The following is a 24,213-nucleotide window of genomic DNA, read 5'->3' as shown; positions in this document are numbered from 1 at the left end:
ACCATAATCAATCTTGTGTGAAAACTAATCTTTTCTTACATTGTCATTTTTATCAATTCGATGTTCTCTAATGAAATATATCAGAGTCATAACCACTAGAAATACTACACCAACTAATAATGAAACTGTAGTTTCAGGATTGAGGAACATGAAGAACAAAATAACTACTAAAGCTGCAATGGAAAGGTAGTTACTAAGGGGATAAAAGGGCATTTTGAAGGGATGATCGACCATTTGTTCAGCGTTTTGTTTCCGGAATCTTAATTCACTGAACAAAATAACGAACCATGGGACCATACCAGGCAAAATACTAGAGCTGTATACGATGACGAAGATATTATTTGAAGTGTGAAAAATAAGTGGTAAGGCATAATTAAGAATCAAACCGATTAGAATACCAGTAGATATAACGATTACTGGCAGATAGGGAACTTTATGGCGAGATAACTTGGTGAATGCCTTTGGAAGACGGTTTTCTATACCTAATGTATATAACATACGACTAGAACTGAAGATACCAGAATTACAACCCGACAAAGCAGCAGTCAAAACAACAAAGTTGATTATTTCAGCCGCAAAAGTGATACCGAACTTGGCAAATGTCTCAGTAAATGGAGATCCCATTGTGCCCAATTTGTTCCAAGGATAGATTGTTACTATGACAAAGATTGCTCCAATATAGAAAATCAAAATTCTACCGACAATTGATCGAATCGCATGTGTTATGGTCTCTTTAGGATTTTCGGCTTCACCAGCAGTGATACCAATAACCTCGATACCTTGATACGAGGCAACTACGATCGATAATGCGAAGATGAATCCCTTAAGACCGCCGGTGAAAAATCCACCATTTGCCCAGAGATTACTGAAACCAACTGGATGACCATGATTACCAACTCCAAATAAAATTACCAAAAAACCTAAAACGATCATGAAGATAATAGTAACGACTTTGATAAGTGAGAACCAAAATTCTAGTTCTCCGTAAGCTTTAACAGAGGTTAAATTAGCGATACATAGTGTAACGACAACTATCACTCCAACGATCCATTGTGGGGCATTAGGCCACCAAAAGCTCAAATAAGTACCAACAGCAATAACTTCACTGATACCAACGACTAACCACTGGAACACATTACTCCAGGCGGTTAAATATCCGACCACTGGATGGATATACTCTGTACCAAACTTAGCAAATGAACCAGTTGAAGGATCAACATATAACATTTCACCAAGTGCTCGCATAACCATGTAAAGAATCAACCCGGCCAGTGCATAAGCTAACAATACTGATGGACCAGTCCACTTGATGGTAGAAGCTGACCCCATGAATAGTCCAACACCAATGGTTCCACCCAGTGCGATCATCTGCATTTGTCGAGATGAAAGACTTCGTTTTAATTTTTCCTCTTTCATAATTGTTATTCACCCTTCTTAAACATAAATTAATCTAATTTGATTTGTTTTAATAATACTATATATTTTCAGAAAAGTACGTAGTTTTATGAAAATATGCCAATTTAATATCATAATTATACAAAAATAATCCATAACCATTACGGTTATGGACTATTTGTATATAGATTGTTCGTAAATTATTTTTCGTCTTCTTCAGCGAAGGCTTCATCAGTTGAAGTTGCGTTAGTTTGTGTATGATCTCTACCACGTTCATGTAGGAAGTAGATAGCAGTCATTACTATTAAGAAGACCACTCCGACCATTAGTGACACTGTAGTCTCAGGGTTCATAAACATGAATACTAAGATTATCAGTAAGGCAACGATAGATAAGTAGTTACTGATAGGATATAGTGGCATTTTGAAGGGATGATTCTTCATATGTTCAGCGTTTTGTTTCCTGAATCTAAGCTCACTTATCAAGATAACAAACCAAGGAACCATTCCAGGTAGAACACTGGAACTATAAACAATAACGAATATGTTGCTAGAAGTGTGGAATAAAACTGGCAAAGTATAATTCAAGATCAAACCAATTAAGATACCAGCCGAAATTGTAATAACTGGTATATAAGGAACTTTGTGTGGAGATAACTTAGTGAATGATTTGGGTAAGTACTTCTCTAGTCCTAGTGTATAAAGCATACGACTGGAACTGAAGATACCAGAATTACAACCAGACATAGCAGCAGTTAACATAACAAAGTTGATGATCTCAGCCGCAAAAGTAATTCCCACTTTGGCGAATGTTTCAACAAATGGTGAACCAATTGTTCCTAACTTATCCCAAGGATAAATTGATACGATAACAAAAATTGCTCCAATATAGAAAATCAAGATTCTACCAACGATCGATCTGATGGCACGAACGATATTGTTCTGTGGATCTTCAGCCTCACCGGCAGTGATACCAATAACTTCAACACCTTGATATGAGGCAACAACAATTGATAACGCAAAAACAAATCCCTTTAATCCACCGGTGAAAAATCCACCGTTAACCCAAAGGTTGCTGATACCAACTGGATGACCATGGTTACCAACACCAAAAATAATAACTAAAAGACCAAGAATAATCATAAAAATAATTGTGACAACTTTGATTAAAGCAAACCAAAATTCCAATTCACCATAAGCTTTAACAGAAGTAAGGTTAGCGACACATAAAGTGACAACTACAACAACTCCGGCAATCCACTTTGGCATACTGGGCCACCAAAACTCCAAGTAAGTACCAACAGCAATAACTTCACTTATTCCTACTACTAAGTACTGGAAGACATTGCTCCAAGCTGTTAAGTAACCAACAACAGGATGGATATATTCTGTAGCATATTTGGCAAATGAACCAGTGGAAGGATCCACATAGAGCATTTCACCAAGGGCTCGCATGACCATGTAAAGAATTAGCCCTGCTAAAGCATAAGCCAACAATACGGATGGACCGGTCCACTTGATGGTGGAAGCTGACCCCATAAATAGTCCGACACCGATTGTTCCCCCAAGAGCGATCATCTGCATTTGTCTAGATGAAAGGCTCCGACTTAATGTTTTCTTCTCCATAAATAAATCCCGTCCTTTGAAGGTGTTCATTAATACTGAACACCTGTATTAATATCATGTGACTTATCATACTCCTTGTTGGTAGAATTGTCTTATTTTTTTCGAAGAAAACGTTTTCAAACAAAAAGTTTGAAAATTTGGTAATATTGACATATTGTACTAAGACATAGTTAAAATGCATTGTGAGGGGGATTTTTAATGAAAGCAGTAGTTATTAATGAGTACGGTAATGTAGATAAACTACAAATGGAAAACATCACTATTCCAGAAATAGCCGATGATGAAGTATTGGTTGAGGTGAAAGCTACATCGGTCAATCCAATTGACTGGAAACTTCGTGAGGGATATTTGGCAGAATCGATCCCATTAAAGTTTCCTATTATATTAGGTTGGGATGTTGCAGGTGTTATTACAAGAACTGGACGAAAGGTTAAAGAATTCAAGACTGGCGATAAAGTCTTGGCCCGTCCTGATTTAACAAATCGTGGAACTTATGCTGAATATACAGCAGTCAAAGAGGATAAATTAGCTTTACTACCGGAGAATGTCTCATATGAAGAAGCTGCTGCATTACCATTGGCTGGAATGACAGCTTGGCAGGGTGTATATGATTACTTGGAAGTTAAACCTGGACAAAAAGTTCTCATGCAAGGAGGTGCCGGTGGTGTTGGTATCATTGCCATTCAATTGTTGAAACATATTGGTGCACATGTGTATACGACGGCTAGTGCTAAGAACGAAGAATTCTTGAAGAGTCTGGGAGCTGAGCGTGTGATCGATTATCATGATACTGACTTTTCAAAGGAATTGAATGACCTAGATGCCGTTTTTGATACTGTTGGTGGCGATACCTTGGCTAAGAGCTATTCTGTTCTGAAACAAGGTGGTCGACTCATTACCATTGCAGGCAATATAGATGAAGATTTGGCGAAAGCAAAAGATATCACCGCCCAAAGTATTTGGCTGAGACCAAATGGTAAACAATTGACACAACTAGTTAATTTGGTGAGTGAAGGCGTTGTTAAAGTTATCATTGATAGCACACATCCATTCACTCAAGATGGTGTGAAAGCTGCTCAAGAGGTTAGTGAATCACATCATGCTAAAGGTAAAATTGTTATTTCTATGAAATAATTTGTTACAGTCTTCTAACATTTGTAATATCAACCTTGCACATACGTTCCCCCAAGATTATATTATAGGTAGTTATTATAATCGGAGGGAATACTAAGTATGAGAAGATCGATAATTTTAAGTGGTATTTTATTTTCAAGTTTGATTTTTGGAGCAACAACAACACCTGCAGTAGTTAACGCTGCTGAAGAAGTAACTGCAGCTGCTACAAAAGATGCTGATACAGACGTTACTGCTAATATCAGTTATTATGATGCAACTAACAATTTGGTTGGAACTGAAACATTGACTGGTGCTGTGGGTTCAACACAAACTTTGAACAGTATTCCAGCAGGATATGCATTACAAAATGCTGGTAATAAGACTATTACTTTGGTTAACGCTAATGGTGCTAAATCATATGAACAATCAGTTTTTGTTAACAAGGTTGTTTCAAACAATATTATATTCAAAACTGCAGACGAATCAGAAGTCGGCAGAACTACTGTTTCATCAGAAAAAGTTGGAGATAAAGTAGACTTAACTGATGAGCAGATTCCTAGTGGATATGCTGCTAGTGATAAGTCAGTAACCATCCAAACAGATGGTAATACACAAATCGTCACAGTAACAAAGGTTGATCCTATCTCTAGCTTTAAAGGTGTAGTAACAACTGGCAAAGATAATGTAAGTTTATATCAAGTCGATGGAAGTGCTATTAAGTCACGTGCCCTAGCACCAAATTCAGCTTGGTCAGTTGATAAGAAGTTGGTCTTAAATGGAGTAACTTATTATCGTGTAGCTACAAGTGAGTGGGCTAAAGGTTCTGATGTAACTGTTGAAGGTGACAGTACAAGTACAGACACAAATACTGATACAAACACGGATACTGACACTAATACAGATGCAACGCTACCTGATGGAATTGTAAAGGCTGATAAAACCGCTGTTACAACAATATCTGAGGGTAGTACAACTTTGTATAAAGCCGATGGAACTGCAATTAAAAACCGTGGATTAGGTGGCAAGACTAGCTGGTTAACAACTAAGATGGCTACTATTAATGGTGAAAAGATGTATAAAGTTGCTACAAATGAATGGGTTGCTGCTAAAGATATTAAATAATATTTAGAGTGTGACAAAACACGTTCAGTTTTCGTTTATAAGCCCAAAAGAACCCGTATTTACGCATGTAAATACGGGTTCTTTTGGGCTTATATTGAGAAAATTGTGTTTTGGCACACGTTTTCGCTAGAAAACCAGTAATGTCAAAATCGCCTTTTGGGCTTATATTGAGAAAATTGTGTTTTGTCACACGTTTTCGTAAGAAAACCATTTATGTGTCACAAGCGCTTAGCGAATTCTGTGAAAAAAGTGGAATTTTGTCACACGTTTTCCACAGAAAATTTAAGTAAAATTGAAGTTGTTAATAATTATTTTTGAGCGCATCAGCAAATTATAAGGTTATTTGTTTGATTAGAAAAATAAGCCTATAATTAATGACAAATTGTGTATGGTAATGGAAATCGTAGTTGAATGTTTTCTGAAATAAGACTCTGCACAACTGTGTAAGTCTTATTTTCATTTGTAAAAATATAAGGGGAAGAAGTAATTACATGAGTAGAAATCGTAAAATTCTGGTTACTTTTGCGTTAGTTTTGTCGAATATGATGGCTGGACTCGATGCAACAATAATCAATACTGCATTGCCAGCAATTATTAGTGATTTGCATGGTATTCAATACATGGGGTGGATCGTAGCCATTTTCTTGTTAGGGATGGCAGTTTCAACACCACTGTGGAGTAAGTTTGGGGAGAAGAAGGGTAACAAAGTTGCCTATATCACCGCTACAATTGTTTTCATGATTGGAGCCTTGTTTCAAGGACTAGCTCCCAACATTATTTGGTTTATCACCGCTAGAAGTATCATGGGGATCGGTGCTGGTGGGATGAACACTATTCCGTTCATCATCTACTCACAAATTTTCAAAAATATAAAACGCCGTTCACAAGTTATCGGAATTGCCTCAGCTGGATTCAGTGGAACGTCTATCGTTGGTCCACTGATTGGTGGTTGGATCGTTGATTCATTCAGTTGGCATTGGGTATTTTATATAAATTTACCTTTGGCATTACTTTCGATAACGATCGTTTCAATTTACTTCAATATTAAAGAGAAGTTGAATGAAGAAAAGGTCGATTATTTCGGAGCTGTTTTAATGGTTCTTGGATTAACGTCGTTTTTGATTGGAATTCAGTTACTTGGAGTTTCATCAATTTGGATTACGTTAGTGTTTATTATTTTAGGAGCGGGGTTAATCTTTTGGATGTCGCGAGTTGAGGAAAAGGTTGAAGACCCGATTGTGCCTAATCGTTTATTCAAAAATGAAAAATTAGTTATTGATTTGATTTTATTTGCTTTATTATGGGGATCGTTTGTAGCGTTTAATATCTATATACCAATGTGGGCTCAAGGAATTATGGGACTCACTGCTTTAATCGGTGGGATGACTCAAATCCCGGGCGCAATTGCTAACTTCATTGGCTCAGAGTTGGAGCCGTTTATGCAACGAAGAATGAGTCGCTATGTGATCATTGCTATTGGTACGCTTTCGTTTCTGATTTCTTTTGCCGGATTGTTTTGGGCTAGTCAAAACGCTAGTTATACCTTCTTATTGATAATGGGTGTTTTTGAAGGATTCGGTGTTGGTATTTGTTTCAATGCGTTATTGATTGCTGTGCAATTTGATGTCGAACAACGAGATGTACCAATCTCCACTTCATTTGCTTATTTAGTCAGGATTTTGAGTCAAACTTTCATGTCATCAATTTATGGAGTCATTTTAAACTTAGCCTTGATCAAGGGTGTCAGAGGAAGCCATGGACATATTACAATGTCGATGATGAATAAGTTGAGCAACGCGGCAGTTGCTAAGGAATTACCAAAGGCTGTCGTTCCAGAGATGAAACGAATCTTCTTTTCAGGAATTCATAATATTATGCTTTCGGCATTGATTTTAATTATTTTGGTTATTATAATTTTGGTTTATTTATTTAGTAGTGAAGCTCATAAAAAGAGTGCAATATAGAGATACAAAAAAACGAACTCGTTATACGGGTTCGTTTTTTTTGCATGGTTTATAATGCGTATTTTTATAAATTATTTTCAATACAATACATAAAACATATTGTATTGCTAAAAAATCTGTAATATATTGAGAGTGGTTCATGATACCAATGTTTATCGGATGTATTTGAATCTTATTTTATAGTGAAATCAATATTCTATAAAGTATGCATCGAAGATAATAGCGCTAAGATCTTGTCAGATATGTCTTCTCTTTTATCACGGGGAAGGTCAGCTAAAAAGTCGAGTAACTCGAGGTACTTGATACCATTATTTGCAGGCTTATCAAAAAGGTCGGGCAATTTCAAATCTACAGCAGTAGAGATTCTTTCCAATTTATTTATTGAGATGTTGCTATTAACACCACGCTCAAGCTGTGAAACTAAACTCTCACTGACATCAGCCTTTTCAGCCAATTGTTCAATGGTCAAACTTAGTGACCTTCTTTTGTCACGTATTATTTTACCGATTTCATTAATCATTCGTATACTCCTTCAGTAATTCAGACATGCTTGGGTCATTCTTTACCTTAGTTTAGAATGAATGCAATTTGAACAGAAGATAGTACGTGTTTTTTTGATTATTGGGTAATATAATACTTAGGAATTATATATTAAATATTTTAAACTAAAATTTCACGGCAATTAGGATCAGTTCATCAATAAAACATGTTATATAGTACGTGTAGTGAAAAATATAATGAAGATGGGGCATTAGAAAATGTTACAAATTAAATTGGTTCCGTATCATGAAGAAGCTGAGGAGTCCGAGAGACAGTATATTTTTACGGAAAATTTGAATATGACAATTGAAAGACTAGAGAAAAGTGACAATAAGGTGATCGATGTAGATTTTTTCAATACTACAGATACTTCTTATGCAGCCATAAAATATGAAGCAAAAAAGTAAAGTTCTAAAAAATTGAGTATGGGGGGTTATTTGGAATTCTTGGTAGCATGATTTAAACTTAAACAAGCAATCAGGATGAATATCAACAACAATAAAAATGCGTGTTGTGCGCCGATGGCAGTCTTAGCTGAATAAGTAAGGCTGCTGTTTGAGTTCTGGGAGAAGGCAATGATGGTTGAAACGATTGAAGTACCCACCGCTCCGGCAAATTGTTGGACGGTATTGAACATACCGTTACCATCAGCAATTTGCGTCTCATTTAGCTGTTGTAAGGCATTGGTCATTGTATTCCCCATGACTGACCCCATACCGAGCATCAAGATGATATAGATGACTAGGATCGTAGTGATAGTCAATGTTTTACCAAGTATAAAGAATAGTAACAAGGAGATGATTTCAAGTATTATTCCAGTCATTATAGGTTTTCTGGCACCAAGCTTGTCGTAAATAGTTCCACTCAATGGTGCTAGAATTGCTCCAATCGCTGCACCTGGTAGAACGATTAATCCCGCTATCAAGGCACTTTTGTTGTTCACCAATTGTATATAGTTGGGAAGGATAAAGGAAATACCTAAGGCAATTAGTTGAATCAAGAAGTAAGCACCAAGATGAAGTGAAAATGATTTGTTACTAAATACGTTGAGATTCAAAAGTGGATTGTCTGATTTAACGGAGTGTCTTAAGAACAAGAATAAGGAGATAACACCAATAACAAAAGGAATGAAAAAGTTCATCGGACTAGTAACGATAGTAGATAAATTACTGAAGCCGACTATGATCCCTACAAAGGTCAAAGCTATATAGATCAATCCAATGAAATCTAGCTTGGTACGTTTTGGCTTGGTTACTTGTTGAATAGATACAAGACCTAAGATAAGAGCCAGGATTACGATTGGTAGTAGGAATAAAAAGATACTGCGCCAGTTGAAAGTATCAACGACTAATCCACCAAACGTTGGTCCGATTGCTGGTGCAACTGCTGTGACCAGTGTTCCTAATCCCATTAAGAAGCCGATTTTATTAATTGGAGCTTGTTCCAAAATAATATTGAACATTAATGGTAATGCAATACCAGCACCGATTCCTTGAATTATTCTACCGGTAACTAGTTGGATAAAGGTTGGCGCAGTTACGTCAAGCAGTAGTCCAAGAATGAAGAGGATTGATGCAGTAGAAAACAGTTTTTTTGATGTGAAACTATTTTTTAGAAAAGCTGAAAGAGGCATCATGATTGATGCAACAAGTAGATATCCTGTAGTCATCCATTGAACGGTTGAAGTTGAGACACTGAATTCTTTCATTAAAACTGGGAAAGTGATATTTGTGGCGGTTTCGACCACAACACCGCAAAAGGAAAGAAGTCCTGTGGCGATAATTGAAATTATTAATTTTGAATTTAATTGACGATTCATATAAAATTCCTCTCTAGATTATTGTTAGAATTCAAACTAACTAAAGAAGTTATAACACAATTGACCCTATATGTGCTAGTATAAATTAAATGTTAGAATTATAACAATAGGAGTGAGAGACATGGATAGATTGTTTGGTATACTGATAAAAAAGGCAAATAATGCAGTTAATAGAGATGCAGAGAAATATGCGCAAACACTTGGATTGACCAGTGTGCAGATCAGTATTATTGATTATGTATCTCACGAAGAAAACAACCAAGATATTTTTCAAAAAGATGTTGAAAAAGAATTTAATATTAGACGTGCAACTGCCACTAGCTCATTAAAATTAATGGAGGATCGTGATCTATTAGTAAGAGTCCCTGTAAAGTCAGATGCTAGATTGAAAAGAATCATTTTGACACCTAAGGCACATTCACTGGCAAAACAGATCGATGATTACTTTAATGAAACAGAAAGGCGGATCATTAATGTAATGGGATCAGAGAATAAAGATATTGTAAGAACCGCTTTGCAACACTGTATCAAGGAATTATCAGACTAGTGTGGCGTTATAACGATTAAAAAGTGTTTGACAAATTTTGTAGATAGGCCTATTGTCATAAGCATAAATCAAACGGGAGGTTCTTCGATATGTTATTAATTAATATTCAAACAAAGAACAGTTGTTGTTGTGGAACGCACTTTATGCGGTCCACTAGTTTGAGTAATTAATTTTTCGATGAACTCAAAGTTTAGTGATAATCGTGTAGGGTGCAGATAAAATTATCTGCACCCTTTTTTTATATAATTTTAAGGAGAAGATGAATGTTAGTTGATAATATTTACCAAACTATTGGCAATACACCCTTAATGAAACTTGATATAAAGGTACCTAACGGAAGCAATATTTACGCTAAATTGGAAATGTTCAATCCTGGTGGGAGCATTAAGGATCGCTTAGGTGTCAATTTAATTGAGGATGGAATTGAAAAAGGACTTATTAAAGATAAAACAACAATTATTGAACCGACAGCCGGTAATACGGGGATCGGTGTTGCATTGGCAGCACAAAAGTATCATTTGACAGTGAAGTTAGTTGTTCCAGACCAGTTCAGTCAAGAAAAACAAGTTTTGATGAAAGCCCTAGGTGCTGAATTGATCAATACTCCGGCTGAAGATGGTATCGTCGGAGCAATAAAAAAAGCACGTGACTTGGCCTCACAAATAGATGATTCTTATGTACCGATGCAATTCGTTAACGAAGCTAATCCACAGACGTATTACAAGACAATGGGCCAAGAAATATTACATGATATACCAACGAAAATAGATGCCTTTGTAGCGGGGGCAGGTAGTGGTGGTACATTTGTTGGAACAGCCAAGGCATTGCTAGAAAAAAATCGCGAAATGAAGTCGATCACCGTTGAACCTGCTGGTTCAATTCTAAATGGAGGGCCTAAACATTCTCATCGAACAGAAGGTATAGGAGTCGAATTTGTCCCACCATTCTTTAAAGAAATCAAAGTTGATGATATTCAAACCATAGACGACGATGATGCATTTTACTACGTTAGATGGATGGCAAAAAATCTAGGATTGTTTGCTGGAAGTTCCAGTGGAGCGGCCTTGGCGGCTAGTTTAGAGGTAGCAAGAACCTTACCAAGCAATTCAACGATTGTAACGGTGTTCCCAGATTCTAGTGAACGTTATTTAAGTAAACATATTTATAACTAAAAATTAAAGGAGATATTTATTATGAAATTCAATACAAAACTTATTCACGGTGGCTTCAGTGAAGATCCAACGACAGGGGCAGTTTCAACACCGATTTACCGCTCTTCAACCTTTCACCAACACAAACTAGGAGCTGGTCCTAAGTGGGAATATGGACGCACAGGCAATCCCACTCGTGCTTCATTAGAGACTTTAATTGCTGAAATCGAAGATGGCAAATATGGATTCGCATTTGCTTCTGGATCAGCTGCAATTCATGCAGTATTTTCAACATTTTCATCTGGTGACCACATAGTTGTAGGAAACGATGTCTATGGTGGAACGTTTAGATTGATCAATAAAGTTCTAAAACGATTTGGACTAGAATTCACATCAGTAGACACTAGTGACTTTGATGCAGTGGAAAAGGCTATTCAAAAAAACACTAAGGCAATCTACCTTGAATCACCAACTAATCCATTGTTAAAGATTACTGACATAAAAGGAATCGCCAAAATTGCCAAGAAACATAATTTGGAGACTATTGTTGATAATACATTTGCGACACCTTATAATCAGAATCCATTAACACTAGGTGCAGATATCGTTGTGCACAGTGCTACTAAGTATCTTGGTGGTCATAGTGACGTTGTCGCAGGCCTTGCTGTTACAAGTGACGACAAGATTGCTGAAGACTTGGCATTCCTACAGAATTCAATCGGAAGTGTGCTGGGACCAGATGATAGTTGGTTATTGATGCGTGGAATTAAGACACTGGGTGTACGTATGCGTGTCCATGATGAGAACACTAGGATTGTTTATGATTATTTGAATAATAATGACAAAGTCGCAAGGATCTATTATCCGGGTAATAAGGAGTCAAAAGGATATGAAATTGCTAAGGAACAGATGAATACCTTTGGAGCAATGATTTCATTTGAACTACAACCAGGCTTAGACCCTAAGAAGTTTGTCGAGAGTTTAAAGTTGATTGATCTAGCTGAAAGCTTAGGTGGAATTGAAAGTTTGATTGAGGTTCCATCAGTCATGACCCATGCTGCCATTCCTCGTGAAATCCGCTTACAAAATGGTATTAAAGATGAATTAGTGAGATTATCAGTCGGTATTGAAGATTCAAAAGATCTATTAGATGATTTGAAGCAGGCATTTGATCAAATTTAGTCACAAAAAGGCAGAGTGCGACAAAACACGTTCAGTTTTCGAGTATAATGCAAAATAAGTAGACATCCACTTGCGTGGATGTCTACTTATTTTTTATTAAACGAAGAAAATTGTGTTTTGGCACACGTTTTCACTGCGAGTTTGAGTAGGAAAAGAGTCATGTTATTTCAAAACTAGTTTGATTTTTTCAAGACCATTCAGCAACTCTTCTTCACTCATAACAAGTGGTGGAAGTAATCTTAAAGTATTATATTTAGCTGACAGAGTTAACAAGCCAGCGTCTTGTAGTTGGCTGATTACATCACCAACAGGGAATTTATCATCAATATGAATACCGATCATGAGTCCCAATCCACTAATATCTGTAACCGAGTTTAGAGGAGCAATCTCGTTATTTAAATAATCCCAAACAGTCTTAGATTTATTTTGAACACCATCCAAAAATTCAGGAGTTAATTGTTGTAAAACACCAGTTGCAGCAGCAAGAGAAATTTTATTACCACCGAATGTAGTTCCATGAGTACCAGGTCCAAAGAACTTAGCAAACTTCTTTTTACCGATCATGGCACCGATGGGTGTTCCGTTACCAAGTGCTTTTGCTGAAGTGATAATATCTGGGTCAAGGTTGAATTGTTCAAAGGCAAACTTAGTACCAGTACGACCGATACCAGTTTGTACCTCATCAATGATTAATATAACGCCGTTATCATGGCAGGCTTTTTGAATACCTTGCAACCAAGACTTGTTACCGTTGTTGACGCCACCTTCACCTTGAATAACTTCTAGAATAACGGCCGCAACGTCTGAATTTATCAAGTTGATTGCTGCATCATCGTTATAGTCGGCAAAGATTATATCTGGTACTAATGGCTCAAAGCCACGTCTTATATCAGGATTACCAGTCAGTGACATTGAACCATAGGTACGTCCGTGAAATCCATTGTTAAACGCAATAACAGTTGATTTACCACTGGCTTTACGTGCCAATTTGAAGGCAGCTTCATTGGCCTCGGTACCAGAGTTACAGAAGAAGGCAAGTTGATCATCGTTACAAAGTTGGTCAGCAACTTTATCTTGTAGTTCACTCTCGTAAAGATTAGAAATATGCCAAACTTTTTTGATTTGTTCTTCAACACTTTGTTGAATTATTTCATTACTATATCCAAAGCTACAAACACCAATACCACTAGTGAAATCTAGGTATGTTTTGCCGTGATTGTCGTCCAGATATACATCATGTCCATTGACTAGGTCGAATGGAAAACGTGAGTAAGTAGGGAATACATGTTCCATAATGAACCTCCATTGATTTTTTTGTTTAAACTTATTGAAAATGAGTTCCCGGTTTACTTAAATCGTTTGTGATGAATGTCTGATCGACACCATTTTTGTGTGCTGCGAAAGAAGCATTGATTTTTGGCATCATTCCGGATTTGATGATGTCTTTTTTAAATAGATCATCTGCATCGGTTTCAGTCAATTGAGAAACTACTTTGCCGGAATTTAAGACGCCTGGGACATCAGTTATTAGAACTAATGATTCGGCGTTTAATTCCACTGCAATCTTAGCGGCAGCCATGTCAGCATTAACGTTTAACCACTGACCATCACTTGTTTGAGCAAGTGGGGCTAGCACACCAATTTGGTCTTCAAGGACTTCATCAAGCCATTGCTTATTGATACCAGTGACTTTACCAACTTCACCGTATTCAGATTTATTAAGATATTCACCTGTAATAAGATGATTATCACTGGCGTTCATACCGATCACTGGTAATCCAGATTCTGACAGATATTGGCAGATCTTGGGTTGGACCATGCCTAATAAGACAGCTTTTGTAACATCCAAAGTTGCATCGTCGGTAACTCTGATACCGTCAATTTTTTTGACAGATAGGTTCAACATTTCACTCCATTTGGAGATCTGTGGACCACCACCATGAATAATTAGGACATGTTTACCCATATCCCACCAATTCTTGATTTGTTGGAAAAATGTATCTGGTAGTTGATTACTAGCGTTTCCGCCGATTTTGATAACGATTGTACCTTCCATTATTAACACCTCATACTTTATTTTTTTGTTTTAGCTTTTGTATGTGGCGTTAATTCGGACGTAATTGTAGGTTAAATCACAGCCCCAGGCTTGTCCGGTACTAGTTCCAGAATTCAGATCTACTAGAATAGTGATTTTATTATTTGATAATGCTTGTTTCATTTCTTTTTCGTCAAAGTCAGCAGCTTGACTGTCAACAACTAAAGGTAAGTCATTTAGCCATATTGATGTGTGTTCAATGTCCACTGTAGCGTCGGTTTGGCCAATGGCGGCCACGATTCTACCCCAATTGGCATCTTCACCAAAAATTGCAGATTTAACAAGATTAGAACCGACAATTGCTTTGGCAACTTTTTGACCATCGTCGTGTGTAGCGGCGTTTTGTACGTTGACTTCGACTAGCTTAGTTGAGCCTTCACCGTCTTCGGCAATATCTTGTGCCAAGGTGCTCAATACTTCATGAAAGGCGGAAACAAAGCTAGGGTAATCTGGACTGTCTTTGGTTAATTCAGTGTTTTCAGCTTGTCCGTTAGCCATTGTGACAACCATATCGTTAGTAGATGTATCACCATCAACTGTTATCTGATTGAAGGTTGAGTCGACCTCTGAACTAAGTATTTCTTGTAATAGGCCATCTTCAATATTTGCATCGGTCGTAACGAATCCTAACATTGTTGCCATCATTGGATGTATCATGCCAGACCCCTTACAGAATCCACTGATAGTAACAGGTTTACCATCAATATCGATTTGAATGCTGATTGTTTTGGCATGCTTATCAGTTGTTAGAACTGCATTAGTAACCTCAGTGTTGTCAGTCAGTTGTAGTTTTTCGATACCTTTTGTGATGATATCCATAGGTAACTGATCCCCAATCAATCCAGTTGAAGCAACACCAACCAAGTCAGGGTTGATATTAAGTTTTTCAGCGACTAATTTTTGAGTAGTTAAAGCATTTTTTTCACCAAGTTTTCCAGTACATGAATTGGCAACAGCACTGTTCATGATAATGGCTTGTAAGGTGTGATTTTTATTAATAGTATTTTTAGTTAGAGTAGTTGGGGCAGCTTGGAATTGGTTAGTTGTATAAGTACCAGCTGCTTTTGCTGGAGTAGTTGAATAAATCCAGCCCATATCATTCTTTACTTTACGAAGTCCAGCGTGCAGACCGTCTGATTGGTAACCTTTTGGCCAAGTGAACTCGATAATCTGATATTCGCTGGTGTTTTCTAAAGATGTTTGCATAAAAAAATCCTCCTAAGGTAAAACAGGCGTTAGATCTAGGCCTGTTTCCGGTGTGTAGTTAAACATTGAATTGAAATTCTGAATTGCTTGTCCAGCTGCACCTTTTAGGAGGTTATCAATAACACTGACTATTACGATTTGATGGGTAACAGGGTTTAATTGATAACCTATGTCACAGAAGTTAGTTCCGACAACTTGTTTTAAAGTTGGGAAAACTCCTTCAGTAGCATTCACAAAGGTGTCATCTGAATATGTTCGAATAAAAGCATTCCGTACATCATCTTCAGTTATTTCAGGCTTTGCCTTTGCGTAGCAACTGGCCATTATTCCACGTGTCAGTGGTAATAGTGTTGTCGTAAACTGAATATAAGGTACGCTTTTGTCCCAAATCTGTAATTGTTGAACAATTTCTGGAATGTGTTGATGTTGGTTAACCTTATACAGTTGTAGATTCTCATTTGTTTTAGTGAAATGTGTCATTTCATTTGGTTTCTTTCCTGCTCCGGAAGTACCGGATTTGGCATCCACGACGATCGATGACGTATCAACTAGGTGATTTTGAATTAGTGGAGCTAGTGCCAGTAGTGTTGCTGTGGCATAGCATCCAGGGTTAGCGACATATTTGGCGTCGTTAACTTCATAAAAATCGGCTAGTCCGTAGTGTGACTTTTCTAGATATTCAGTCTTAGGAGCAGACTTTTTATACCATTTCTTATAAGTCTCACGTGATTTCAAACGAAAGTCTCCGGCGAGATCGATTACTGGAAAGCCGGCTTCAATAAATGGAGTGGCCAGGTTCGTCGTAACGCCTGCACTTGTTGCAAAAAAGACAACTTGATTATTTTTCGTGATTTCTACAGGATCATAAGGCAATATGCTAGATCGTGATCGCAGTTGAGGTAACACTTCATTCAAAGATTGTGCTACTTTTTGTGCATGTCCATATAAGTTGACTTGGTCAACATTAGGATGTCGTCGTAATAGCTCATAAAGTACACTTCCGCTATAACCAGTAACTCCGACAAGACCAACATTCATTGCTATCATCCTTTCTCGATGTGTGAAATATAATCATCCCAACTCTTCGTTGGAAATTAATAAAAAGAGTACACTCTTGTTCGCGATAAAACAAGGATTTTTTAAATGTTTATTACAGACTTTCTAATTTTATTATATCTGTTGTGACTAAGGGTATGCGCTTACTATCAACTTAACAAAAGAGATTTTCTAATAAATACATAATAAAAAAAACACCTCAATTGAGGTGTAATTAATTTTAGAAATATTCCAGTAGATCTACTTCTTTTAATTTGGATTTAGCTTCTTGATCTAGATCAAGAACTATCTTTCCTTTTTTTAGAACGATCAAACGATTACCATATTGAACTGCTTCAGATAGGTTGTGAGTTACCATTAGACAAGTTAATTTCTTTTCTAGAATAACTTTGTTTGTAAGTTCCATAAGTTCTTGGCTAGTTTGAGGGTCAAGGGCTGCGGTATGCTCATCTAGTAAGAGTAGTTGAGGTTGTTGAATAATTGCCATTAAGAAGCTCAAAGTTTGACGTTGACCACCAGATAATTTGTCTGTGAATGTATTCAAACGATTGTCTAATGTAGGAAGATCCTTCGTAAATGATTTGAATTCTTCCATATGATCCTTTAATCTGCGTAAACGTAAACGTCTGGGTAGACCACGTCGTTTGGCTAGTAACAAATTCTCAGCTACTGTCATACGTGGGGATGTGCCTAGTTTTGGATCTTGGTAGACACGACTGATATAGCGACTACGTTTTGGCAGATTTTTTTGAGTAATATCTTCATCATTCAAAAGGATTTTTCCAGATGTTAAGGTGTTGGCACCAGTGATAGCATCTAGTAGCGTGGATTTACCAGCTCCATTAGTACCTAAAACAACAACGAAGTCTTGTGGATTGATAGTAAGGTTGATGCCATCTAGGATATTCAGATTCTGATTATCGTTATAAATAGTTTTTACAGCATCTTTAATAGTTAATAATGATTTCATTTGCTTTTGACCCCATTTCTGAATGCTTGGAAAAATTGAGCTCTAATAGTAGGAAGAGCTAGACATAACGCTAGAATAATCGCTGAAATCAACTTTAAGTCATTGGTATTGAAACCAAGTTGAAGAACGATCATCAAGATCAAACGATAAACGATACTACCAATAACTATTGTGATAATCCTGATGCTTAATGGAACATCTGGATAAATCACCTCACCGATAATGATTGCTGACAAACCAATAACGATAGAGCCAATCCCCATGTTAACGTCGGCAAAACCATTTTGTTGGGCGATTAATCCACCAGTTAGCGCAACGATACCATTTGAGACCATGATGCCAATGAACTTCATCACGGTAGTATTGATACCCATAGAAGCGGCCATTGTTTCGTTATCTCCAGTAGCAATAACAGCCTGTCCTTTTTCGGTATTGAGAAAGATTATCAATAGTGAAGTGATGATAGCGATGATAATGATTCCTAAGATGATACCGTTAAAGTTAACCGGTAACTTGTCTAATCCGTAGCTGTTAAAAATATTGTTTGACTTAGTTAAGGACATATTAGCTTTACCAAGAATCCGTAAGTTAACAGAATATAACGCCGTCATGGTCAAGATTCCAGCTAATAAACTGGGAATATGTAATTTTGTATACATGAAAGATGTAGCAAAACCGGCTAAACAGCCGAATAAAAATGCGACCAGTAAGGATATTTCAGGTGAGTAGCCGTGTTGAATCATGATTACGGTAGTAACTGCACCAAGTGGGAAACTTCCTTCAACAGTCATATCGGGAAAGTCGAGAATTCTGAATGTGATGTAAAGACCAATGGCCATAATAGCCCAAATGAAGCCCTGACTAATAGTTGATATTATTAAATTCATTTTATGATCTTCCCTTCTTTTTGAGCTCTTTTGATGACTGATTCTGGGAACGTGATATTAAGTTTTTGAGCTTGTTTTTCATTCAATATCAAATGTCCCTTTTTAATAAATGTGACAGGCATTGTAGCGGGCTTTCCTTTACCACGAAGTATCTTAACAACGTCTTCACCAGTTTGTTCACCTAATTCATATTGACTTAGTCCATAAGTAGCAAGACCGCCGTCTTTAACCATAGTTGTTGCGGCTGGGAAAACTGGGATATTTTGTTTGGCAGCAATACTTGATAGAAGCTTCATACCACTGGCAACTGTATTATCAGTTGGGACGAAGATTGCTTGAACCTTTTGTGAAAGACTAGTTGAGACTTGCTCGAGATCATTTACATTACTGATACTTGAAACAGTGACGTTAAGTCCTTGTTTGGCAGCAATTTTCTTCATTTTTTTCATTTCAGTAGTGGCTGACATATCGCTTGAAGTATAGATGATTCCGATATTTTTAAGATCTGGCATAATTTCTCTAATTAACTTCAATTGACTTTCAAGTGGGGCTTGATCGGATACGCCGGTAATATTCCCACCTGGTTTAGTATTGCTGGGGATGATACCAAACCCTTTAGGATCAGTAACAGCTCCCATGACAATAGGAATAGTAGAAGTAGCATTCTTCAGTGACTGAACTGATGGAGTAGCAATCCCAACTGCAACATCAACGTTGTCTTGAACGAATTGTTTACTGATGGTTCTTAAGTTGCTTTGGTCACCTTGAGCGTTTTGAAATTCAATTTTGATATTTTTACCATTGATGTAACCATGCTTTTTTAGTGTATCGTCTAGTCCTTGATTGATTTGGTCCAAGGCCGGATGTGACATCAATTGAAGTACGCCGACTTTAGGAATCTTATTTTTGGCTACTTTTTCGTTGTGACCTGTATAGAAAAAAGCAAAGATCAAAAAGGCAAATAAGAAGATAATAGTTCCGTATAAACGTTTGGTATGTTTCATTTTTTCTCCCCCAAGATATTGTGTATTATAGAAAACAAAAAGACAATCTCATAGCGTGTGAGATTGTCTTTGGACAAAAAAATCCCACATAGATTTAAAGAAATTCCATGCGGGCTTAAGTTTTTTAAACTAGTTTAATAAGCCGACACGGATACAATCCTTTTCAGGTTATATCCATATCGGATCAACCTGAATTATCGGCTTTGCCAACGCTTATTGACGATGTTTAGAGAAATAATAGTTTTCATAAGTAAAATCTCCTAACAGTTTTTTTCAGCTGAACTCAGTTGAGTAGTTGATGTCAAAAAGCATATTTCAAACTCAAAAGTTTGTCAACATTTAATTGTTCGATTCCCTCACTTGATTATAATAATTCAAGTATGTCTTTCGTTGTACTCCTTGATATACAGGGGTTATACTCATTTTACAAATAAGTGATAATATAATTTTTAAAATAGTATAATTACTAAGTAATGTTAAGTAAATAATAATGTTTTGAGTGGTGGAAATATGAGTAAAAAATATCTAAAAATTATAATTGTTGTTGCATTGATGTCGGTCGCAACGATATTTACACATTTTGATTCCTTTTTATATTCGCAACCAGTTATAAAAGTGGAATCAGTAAAGATTTTGAATAAAGAAAAAAATACTGATGAGTATAAGAATACTGATACGCAGGTAACACAAAGGGTAAATGGTCGTTTTTTGAATACATCCAAACGTGGTAATAAAATATCTTTGAAAAATACCTATTATCAATCACAATTGACCGATCAACAATTCAGAAAGGGCCAACAGGTCCTATTGACTAAGGCGGGTGGACATTATTCTTTGAATGATGTTAAGCGTGATACAGTCGTGGTGTTTGCGATAAGTTTAGTCGTTATATTATTATTTTGTATGGAGTTCAGCCGTGGTAAATTGTTTACCAGCGTTTTGTTAAATTTAGTAGTTTATTATGGATTTATAAAACTATTAATTAATACGCGAAACAGTGCATTACTATTGTTAACAATCATAATGGCACTGTTGATATCAGCTATTGCGTTGATCGTCATCCTAGGTCCTACAATGGATGCTTTGATGGCATATTCCAGTACCGTTATAGCGACGACTGTATCTATAGTATTGAGCATTTTCTTAATGAAATTGTCTGGATATAGCAGCATCCATTTGGAGTTGACTGATTTTGGTTTGCAGCCATATTTTAGTGTCTTTATATCGCAGGTTATCCTCAGTGTTCTAGGCGTCATCTTGGATGAAACGATGGATATTTCATCTTCATTAATAGAGATGAAAAAAGAAGTTAGTGATGTGACTGAAAAGAAATTGTTTAAGTCAGGAATCAATATTGGTAGAGAACTGATAGGGCCACTGATCAACATCTTACTTTTTATCGTTATAGCGGAACATTTGAACGTTGTCTTATTGTATCTAAGCAATGGTAATTCAATTGGGTACACCTTTGAAATGACATTGAGTCTAGGATTTGCACAATTATTGATCAGTGCAATTGGTATCGTTCTAACAGTGCCAATAACTAGTTTTATTGCTAGTAAAATGATTTCTAGGAGGCCAGTTTAATGCTGTATTTGTTTGGAGCCTTTGTAATATTACTGTTATTAGTGGCTGGTGGACGTGGATTTTCTTTGTTGTTCGGTTTAGTTATTAATATTGTTTCTATTATTGGATTATTGATACTTATAGCAGATGGATTCAATGTGTTAATAACTACATCGATCGTTTCGATAATCATTTTGGTTGTTGCCATTTTTATGAATGTCGAAAACCCTAGTACAGCTAATATCGCCTTTAAAACTTCAATATTGATTACAATAGTTATTATCTTGCTTACTATTCCACTGGAATATTGGGCAAGTGCCCATGGTATGGGTGTGGAAGATCAAGAAGAATTAGAAGGATTTTCACTAGCGGCAGGAGTTTCGTTCCCTCAATTGGCAGTCGCAATTATTATTGTTAATAGTCTAGGTGTTATTTCTGAAACAAGTGTCGCAATCACTAGTGGATTGAATGAAATTGTTGAGAGCAAGCCAACTCTTACACCATCAGAAGTATTCAGTGATGGATTTTCAGTCGGTAATCGTATTTTAAACACACAGACTAACACCTTATTATTTAATTTCTTTGCTAGCACTTTTCCGTTGTTCTTTTTGATTCACTCATTACATGATAATGTCTTTGATATTATCAATGATAAGTTGGTTGTAGCAGAGGTTCTCACTATGTTGATCTGTGCAATTGGTGTTATTATGACTGTGCCGATTACTTCTTATTTGGTTTATCGGGAAGTTAAAAAATAGTTTCATTAACCACTAAACTCCTAGAAGCTCGAGAAAAGGCAGTGTAAAGTCTATTCTCACCCAGGTCTTTATCCAAGTAATATGTCGACCCAGCATCAGCGATAATAACGTCGTCAAATTCTAATCCTTTAGCCAGGATTAGTGGTAAGACGACAATACCTTTTTGAGGTAATCTATCGCTATTTGAAATAATGGGAATATTGAATTTTTGACCAATAGTCGTTGCTAGATCGCTATCGCTAGTAATGACAGCTGACAAGGTGTCTTTATTTAGGGATGTCATCTGGGCCTTAAGATGTTCCATTAGTTCATTGATACCACTATTAACAAGGAATTGTGGTTTAATACCACCAGTTTGAATAATCTTTATACGGTTAATTAGTTCTGTGGAGCCATGTGCAACAAAAGCCTTGGTTATTTCACCACTGGATCGATAACTAGTATAGAGATCTTTTTGTGTTGTCTTAATATTATTTTGTGCAAATAATTCTTTCAAATCATCAAATTTAAGTGGCGTGTTTGATTCTCTGATAGATTGGAATTCATCCCCAACAAGAGTCCATTTCACGTTAGGAAAGGCAGCAATCATGAAGATTATTTGATCGAGTGAATAATCTTGAATTTCATCTATCATGACGAATTTTAAGTCTTTTTTAGTCAAATTAAGTAGTCGTAATTTGGTATATGCATAGTCCAAATGATTTAAACTATCAGTATTTAAAATTAATTGGATGATACTTTTGATATTTAAATACTTCTTATGTTTAATTAAACTGATTAGTTTTCGGTTACGATAAAACAACATTTTTTTAGTTGCTAATTGAGTGGTCTTATCTGAATTTGGCGTTATGTTGTGGCCAAAAATTCTTTCTTGTTGCAGGTCAGTTAGTTCAGATAATTGAGATTGGAATTTACCATCTCGTGAATTGGACTCGATATTTTCTTCTATGATGCCTATCATGACAGTTGTCGTGGCATCGATTCTTTTATCAATCGTAATGGATTTTGACGTCTGATCAAATATTTTTTTGATAGTACTTTTGTTAAAAATACTTAAGCCATTCAATTTGATATTTCTGAATGACTTTTCGGGTATATTTAGATTACTCAAGTTATTTGAAATATATGATAGATGACTGGAATTATCTTCGAATTCGATTTTTTCATCTATATAAGGCTCAAGCATTTGCTCAAACGTCATTTGTAACGGCGCTTCCTCACCCAAACTGGGTAAGACCTTGTTGATATAGCTAGTAAATAAAGAGTTGGGTGTCAGTAGTAATACATTATTGGATATTATTTGATTTCGATAATGATACAGTAAATAAGCTATTCTCTGTAAAACTACAGAAGTCTTACCGCTTCCGGCGATACCATTAACTAGTAGAGCCTGACTGGTAGTATCTCGAATAATGGTATTTTGTTCTTTTTGAATCGTTGCAGTAATAGAGTTCATTTCGTTATTCTTACTTTTTTGAAGTGTCTCTAGAAGTAGTGGATCTTTTATCGCCAGATTACTGTCGAATATATTTTGTAATACATCGTCATGGAGCAAGAATTGTCGGCGTGTTTTAACCGTTACATTTATGGCTCTATTGTTAGCGTTATAGGTAGTCGATCCCATTTTGTTGTTGTAATATAAGTCAGCAATGGGAGAGCGCCAGTCTAGTATCATTGGATTTTCAGTTGTTTTAGAGAATCCAGCTGAACCAATGTAAAAGGAAGATATTTCTTCTTCATCGGGGTATTTTAGATCCATTTTAGCAAAGTATGGTGCCGGTAATAGACGTGTTATGTTTGATTTGATATTTTGCAGTTGTGTTTGCTTATTATTGAAGTAATCTATTTGTTTATTCATAGTTTCGATTGCTGCAAAGGTATCTAGATTATCGGCATAACTGTCAAAGTTAAGAGCAGTTTCTTGGCCGGATTTTTTCTTAAAGCTTTTAGCGGTGTCGGCATTTGTATCCAATGATTCGTTGATACTTTGTAAGGTGTCTTGCAGTGTTTTGTAAACATAGCTTAAGTGAGATTGTTCAGTTTTGAAAATATCTTCCATTATGATACCTCCTAATATTAGGTACCTAATATTAGTCCGTTTGATGTGTAAATAACAGTCTTGTATTGCTTCAAAAAAAGCTTCATAATATATATGAGGAAAGAAATAATTACTTAAATGGAACTGTTAAATAACTCTTTTTCTAATCAAA

At 36.3% G+C, this 24,213-nt stretch carries 21 protein-coding genes; 9 read left to right on the top strand and 12 right to left on the bottom strand.

The window, feature by feature from the left end; genetic code table 11:
• Nucleotides 1–24: 24 nt before the first annotated feature.
• Together BTM29_RS02400 and BTM29_RS02395 are read right to left on the bottom strand one after the other, a co-directional pair.
• Nucleotides 25–1,416 carry an amino acid permease gene (locus tag BTM29_RS02400; RefSeq protein ID WP_076613980.1) on the bottom strand — a complete coding sequence of 464 codons (1,392 nt, stop codon included), beginning with the start codon at nt 1,414–1,416 and terminating at the stop codon, nt 25–27.
• A 179-nt stretch (nt 1,417–1,595) separates the two neighbouring features.
• Entirely contained in the window at nt 1,596–3,020 is a 1,425-nt protein-coding gene (locus BTM29_RS02395) for an amino acid permease (RefSeq protein WP_076613979.1), read from the bottom strand.
• A gap of 198 nt (nt 3,021–3,218) precedes the next feature.
• Between BTM29_RS02395 and BTM29_RS02390 the strand changes: the two genes are divergently transcribed.
• The 3 genes from BTM29_RS02390 to BTM29_RS02380 all read left to right on the top strand — a co-directional run bounded on the left by BTM29_RS02390 (nt 3,219) and on the right by BTM29_RS02380 (nt 7,222).
• Entirely contained in the window at nt 3,219–4,154 is a 936-nt protein-coding gene (locus BTM29_RS02390; RefSeq protein WP_076613978.1) for an NADP-dependent oxidoreductase, read from the top strand.
• 99 nt (nt 4,155–4,253) lie between these two features.
• On the top strand, nt 4,254–5,258 hold the full coding sequence (locus tag BTM29_RS02385; protein WP_076613977.1) for an SLAP domain-containing protein: 1,005 nt from the start codon (nt 4,254–4,256) through the stop codon (nt 5,256–5,258).
• 491 nt (nt 5,259–5,749) lie between these two features.
• On the top strand, nt 5,750–7,222 hold the full coding sequence (locus tag BTM29_RS02380) for an MFS transporter (protein ID WP_076613976.1): 1,473 nt from the start codon (nt 5,750–5,752) through the stop codon (nt 7,220–7,222).
• Nucleotides 7,223–7,418: 196 nt separating this feature from the next.
• Here BTM29_RS02380 and BTM29_RS02375 read toward each other — a convergent pair whose 3' ends face one another.
• On the bottom strand, nt 7,419–7,742 hold the full coding sequence (locus BTM29_RS02375) for a helix-turn-helix domain-containing protein (protein WP_076613975.1): 324 nt from the start codon (nt 7,740–7,742) through the stop codon (nt 7,419–7,421).
• A gap of 238 nt (nt 7,743–7,980) precedes the next feature.
• On the opposite strand from BTM29_RS02375, the gene BTM29_RS02370 reads away from it, so the two are divergent.
• The gene (locus BTM29_RS02370; protein WP_076613974.1) at nt 7,981–8,169 is read left to right on the top strand and encodes a hypothetical protein; all 189 of its coding nucleotides are present in this window, start codon (nt 7,981–7,983) and stop codon (nt 8,167–8,169) included.
• 26 nt (nt 8,170–8,195) lie between these two features.
• Here BTM29_RS02370 and BTM29_RS02365 read toward each other — a convergent pair whose 3' ends face one another.
• The gene (locus BTM29_RS02365) at nt 8,196–9,581 is read right to left on the bottom strand and encodes a DHA2 family efflux MFS transporter permease subunit (RefSeq protein ID WP_076613973.1); all 1,386 of its coding nucleotides are present in this window, start codon (nt 9,579–9,581) and stop codon (nt 8,196–8,198) included.
• A gap of 121 nt (nt 9,582–9,702) precedes the next feature.
• Here BTM29_RS02365 and BTM29_RS02360 point away from each other — a divergent pair, with 121 nt between their 5' ends.
• The 3 genes from BTM29_RS02360 (at nt 9,703) to BTM29_RS02350 (ending at nt 12,461) form a co-directional block, all read left to right on the top strand.
• Nucleotides 9,703–10,128 carry a MarR family winged helix-turn-helix transcriptional regulator gene (locus tag BTM29_RS02360; RefSeq protein WP_076613972.1) on the top strand — a complete coding sequence of 142 codons (426 nt, stop codon included), beginning with the start codon at nt 9,703–9,705 and terminating at the stop codon, nt 10,126–10,128.
• Nucleotides 10,129–10,391: 263 nt separating this feature from the next.
• Complete coding sequence (locus BTM29_RS02355) at nt 10,392–11,300, top strand: PLP-dependent cysteine synthase family protein (RefSeq protein ID WP_076613971.1); 909 nt, start codon at nt 10,392–10,394, stop codon at nt 11,298–11,300.
• A 21-nt stretch (nt 11,301–11,321) separates the two neighbouring features.
• Entirely contained in the window at nt 11,322–12,461 is a 1,140-nt protein-coding gene (locus BTM29_RS02350; RefSeq protein WP_076613970.1) for a trans-sulfuration enzyme family protein, read from the top strand.
• A gap of 162 nt (nt 12,462–12,623) precedes the next feature.
• Here the strand turns inward: BTM29_RS02350 and BTM29_RS02345 are convergent, their stop codons facing one another.
• From BTM29_RS02345 to trpX, 7 genes are all read right to left on the bottom strand, one after another.
• The gene (locus tag BTM29_RS02345; protein WP_076613969.1) at nt 12,624–13,754 is read right to left on the bottom strand and encodes an acetylornithine transaminase; all 1,131 of its coding nucleotides are present in this window, start codon (nt 13,752–13,754) and stop codon (nt 12,624–12,626) included.
• 31 nt (nt 13,755–13,785) lie between these two features.
• Nucleotides 13,786–14,517, bottom strand: a complete 732-nt coding sequence (gene argB / locus BTM29_RS02340) for an acetylglutamate kinase (RefSeq protein ID WP_076613968.1) — start codon at nt 14,515–14,517, stop codon at nt 13,786–13,788.
• 30 nt (nt 14,518–14,547) lie between these two features.
• A complete protein-coding gene (gene argJ, locus BTM29_RS02335) occupies nt 14,548–15,762 on the bottom strand; it encodes a bifunctional glutamate N-acetyltransferase/amino-acid acetyltransferase ArgJ (RefSeq protein ID WP_076613967.1) in 1,215 nt (404 codons plus the stop codon).
• Nucleotides 15,763–15,774: 12 nt separating this feature from the next.
• Complete coding sequence (argC, locus tag BTM29_RS02330) at nt 15,775–16,800, bottom strand: N-acetyl-gamma-glutamyl-phosphate reductase (protein WP_076613966.1); 1,026 nt, start codon at nt 16,798–16,800, stop codon at nt 15,775–15,777.
• Between the two features lie 238 nt (nt 16,801–17,038).
• Nucleotides 17,039–17,788 carry an ABC transporter ATP-binding protein gene (locus BTM29_RS02325; RefSeq protein ID WP_076613965.1) on the bottom strand — a complete coding sequence of 250 codons (750 nt, stop codon included), beginning with the start codon at nt 17,786–17,788 and terminating at the stop codon, nt 17,039–17,041.
• The gene (locus BTM29_RS02320) at nt 17,785–18,675 is read right to left on the bottom strand and encodes an ABC transporter permease (RefSeq protein ID WP_076613964.1); all 891 of its coding nucleotides are present in this window, start codon (nt 18,673–18,675) and stop codon (nt 17,785–17,787) included. The genes BTM29_RS02325 and BTM29_RS02320 overlap by 4 nt, the downstream gene beginning before the upstream one ends.
• On the bottom strand, nt 18,672–19,679 hold the full coding sequence (gene trpX, locus BTM29_RS02315; RefSeq protein WP_076613963.1) for a tryptophan ABC transporter substrate-binding protein: 1,008 nt from the start codon (nt 19,677–19,679) through the stop codon (nt 18,672–18,674). The genes BTM29_RS02320 and trpX overlap by 4 nt, the downstream gene beginning before the upstream one ends.
• A gap of 510 nt (nt 19,680–20,189) precedes the next feature.
• Here trpX and BTM29_RS02310 point away from each other — a divergent pair.
• Entirely contained in the window at nt 20,190–21,266 is a 1,077-nt protein-coding gene (locus BTM29_RS02310) for a YibE/F family protein (protein WP_076613962.1), read from the top strand.
• Nucleotides 21,266–22,003: a YibE/F family protein gene (locus BTM29_RS02305; RefSeq protein WP_076613961.1), complete on the top strand. Its 738-nt coding sequence runs from the start codon at nt 21,266–21,268 to the stop codon at nt 22,001–22,003. Before BTM29_RS02310 ends, BTM29_RS02305 begins: the two co-directional genes overlap by 1 nt.
• Here the strand turns inward: BTM29_RS02305 and BTM29_RS02300 are convergent.
• A complete protein-coding gene (locus BTM29_RS02300) occupies nt 21,993–24,062 on the bottom strand; it encodes a HelD family protein (protein ID WP_076613960.1) in 2,070 nt (689 codons plus the stop codon). The two genes, BTM29_RS02305 and BTM29_RS02300, sit on opposite strands and share 11 nt — an antisense overlap.
• Nucleotides 24,063–24,213 lie beyond the last annotated feature (151 nt).

Origin of the sequence: Companilactobacillus allii, assembly GCF_001971585.1 — a bacterium.
In the GTDB taxonomy this organism is placed as follows: Bacteria; Bacillota; Bacilli; order Lactobacillales; family Lactobacillaceae; genus Companilactobacillus; species Companilactobacillus allii.
This window is presented reverse-complemented; position numbering and strand designations above follow the sequence as displayed.

Coding starts and splice junctions, on each gene's coding strand:
- argC (WP_076613966.1), bottom strand. CDS start 16,800: ATGAATGTTGGTCTTGTCGGAGTTACTGGTTATAGCGGAAGTGTACTT.
- BTM29_RS02345 (WP_076613969.1), bottom strand. CDS start 13,754: ATGGAACATGTATTCCCTACTTACTCACGTTTTCCATTCGACCTAGTC.
- BTM29_RS02395 (WP_076613979.1), bottom strand. CDS start 3,020: ATGGAGAAGAAAACATTAAGTCGGAGCCTTTCATCTAGACAAATGCAG.
- BTM29_RS02385 (WP_076613977.1), top strand. CDS start 4,254: ATGAGAAGATCGATAATTTTAAGTGGTATTTTATTTTCAAGTTTGATT.
- BTM29_RS02375 (WP_076613975.1), bottom strand. CDS start 7,742: ATGATTAATGAAATCGGTAAAATAATACGTGACAAAAGAAGGTCACTA.
- BTM29_RS02320 (WP_076613964.1), bottom strand. CDS start 18,675: ATGAATTTAATAATATCAACTATTAGTCAGGGCTTCATTTGGGCTATT.
- BTM29_RS02400 (WP_076613980.1), bottom strand. CDS start 1,416: ATGAAAGAGGAAAAATTAAAACGAAGTCTTTCATCTCGACAAATGCAG.
- BTM29_RS02365 (WP_076613973.1), bottom strand. CDS start 9,581: ATGAATCGTCAATTAAATTCAAAATTAATAATTTCAATTATCGCCACA.
- BTM29_RS02350 (WP_076613970.1), top strand. CDS start 11,322: ATGAAATTCAATACAAAACTTATTCACGGTGGCTTCAGTGAAGATCCA.
- BTM29_RS02355 (WP_076613971.1), top strand. CDS start 10,392: ATGTTAGTTGATAATATTTACCAAACTATTGGCAATACACCCTTAATG.
- BTM29_RS02360 (WP_076613972.1), top strand. CDS start 9,703: ATGGATAGATTGTTTGGTATACTGATAAAAAAGGCAAATAATGCAGTT.
- BTM29_RS02310 (WP_076613962.1), top strand. CDS start 20,190: ATGAGTAAAAAATATCTAAAAATTATAATTGTTGTTGCATTGATGTCG.
- argB (WP_076613968.1), bottom strand. CDS start 14,517: ATGGAAGGTACAATCGTTATCAAAATCGGCGGAAACGCTAGTAATCAA.
- BTM29_RS02300 (WP_076613960.1), bottom strand. CDS start 24,062: ATGGAAGATATTTTCAAAACTGAACAATCTCACTTAAGCTATGTTTAC.
- BTM29_RS02370 (WP_076613974.1), top strand. CDS start 7,981: ATGTTACAAATTAAATTGGTTCCGTATCATGAAGAAGCTGAGGAGTCC.
- trpX (WP_076613963.1), bottom strand. CDS start 19,679: ATGAAACATACCAAACGTTTATACGGAACTATTATCTTCTTATTTGCC.
- argJ (WP_076613967.1), bottom strand. CDS start 15,762: ATGCAAACATCTTTAGAAAACACCAGCGAATATCAGATTATCGAGTTC.
- BTM29_RS02390 (WP_076613978.1), top strand. CDS start 3,219: ATGAAAGCAGTAGTTATTAATGAGTACGGTAATGTAGATAAACTACAA.
- BTM29_RS02305 (WP_076613961.1), top strand. CDS start 21,266: ATGCTGTATTTGTTTGGAGCCTTTGTAATATTACTGTTATTAGTGGCT.
- BTM29_RS02380 (WP_076613976.1), top strand. CDS start 5,750: ATGAGTAGAAATCGTAAAATTCTGGTTACTTTTGCGTTAGTTTTGTCG.
- BTM29_RS02325 (WP_076613965.1), bottom strand. CDS start 17,788: ATGAAATCATTATTAACTATTAAAGATGCTGTAAAAACTATTTATAAC.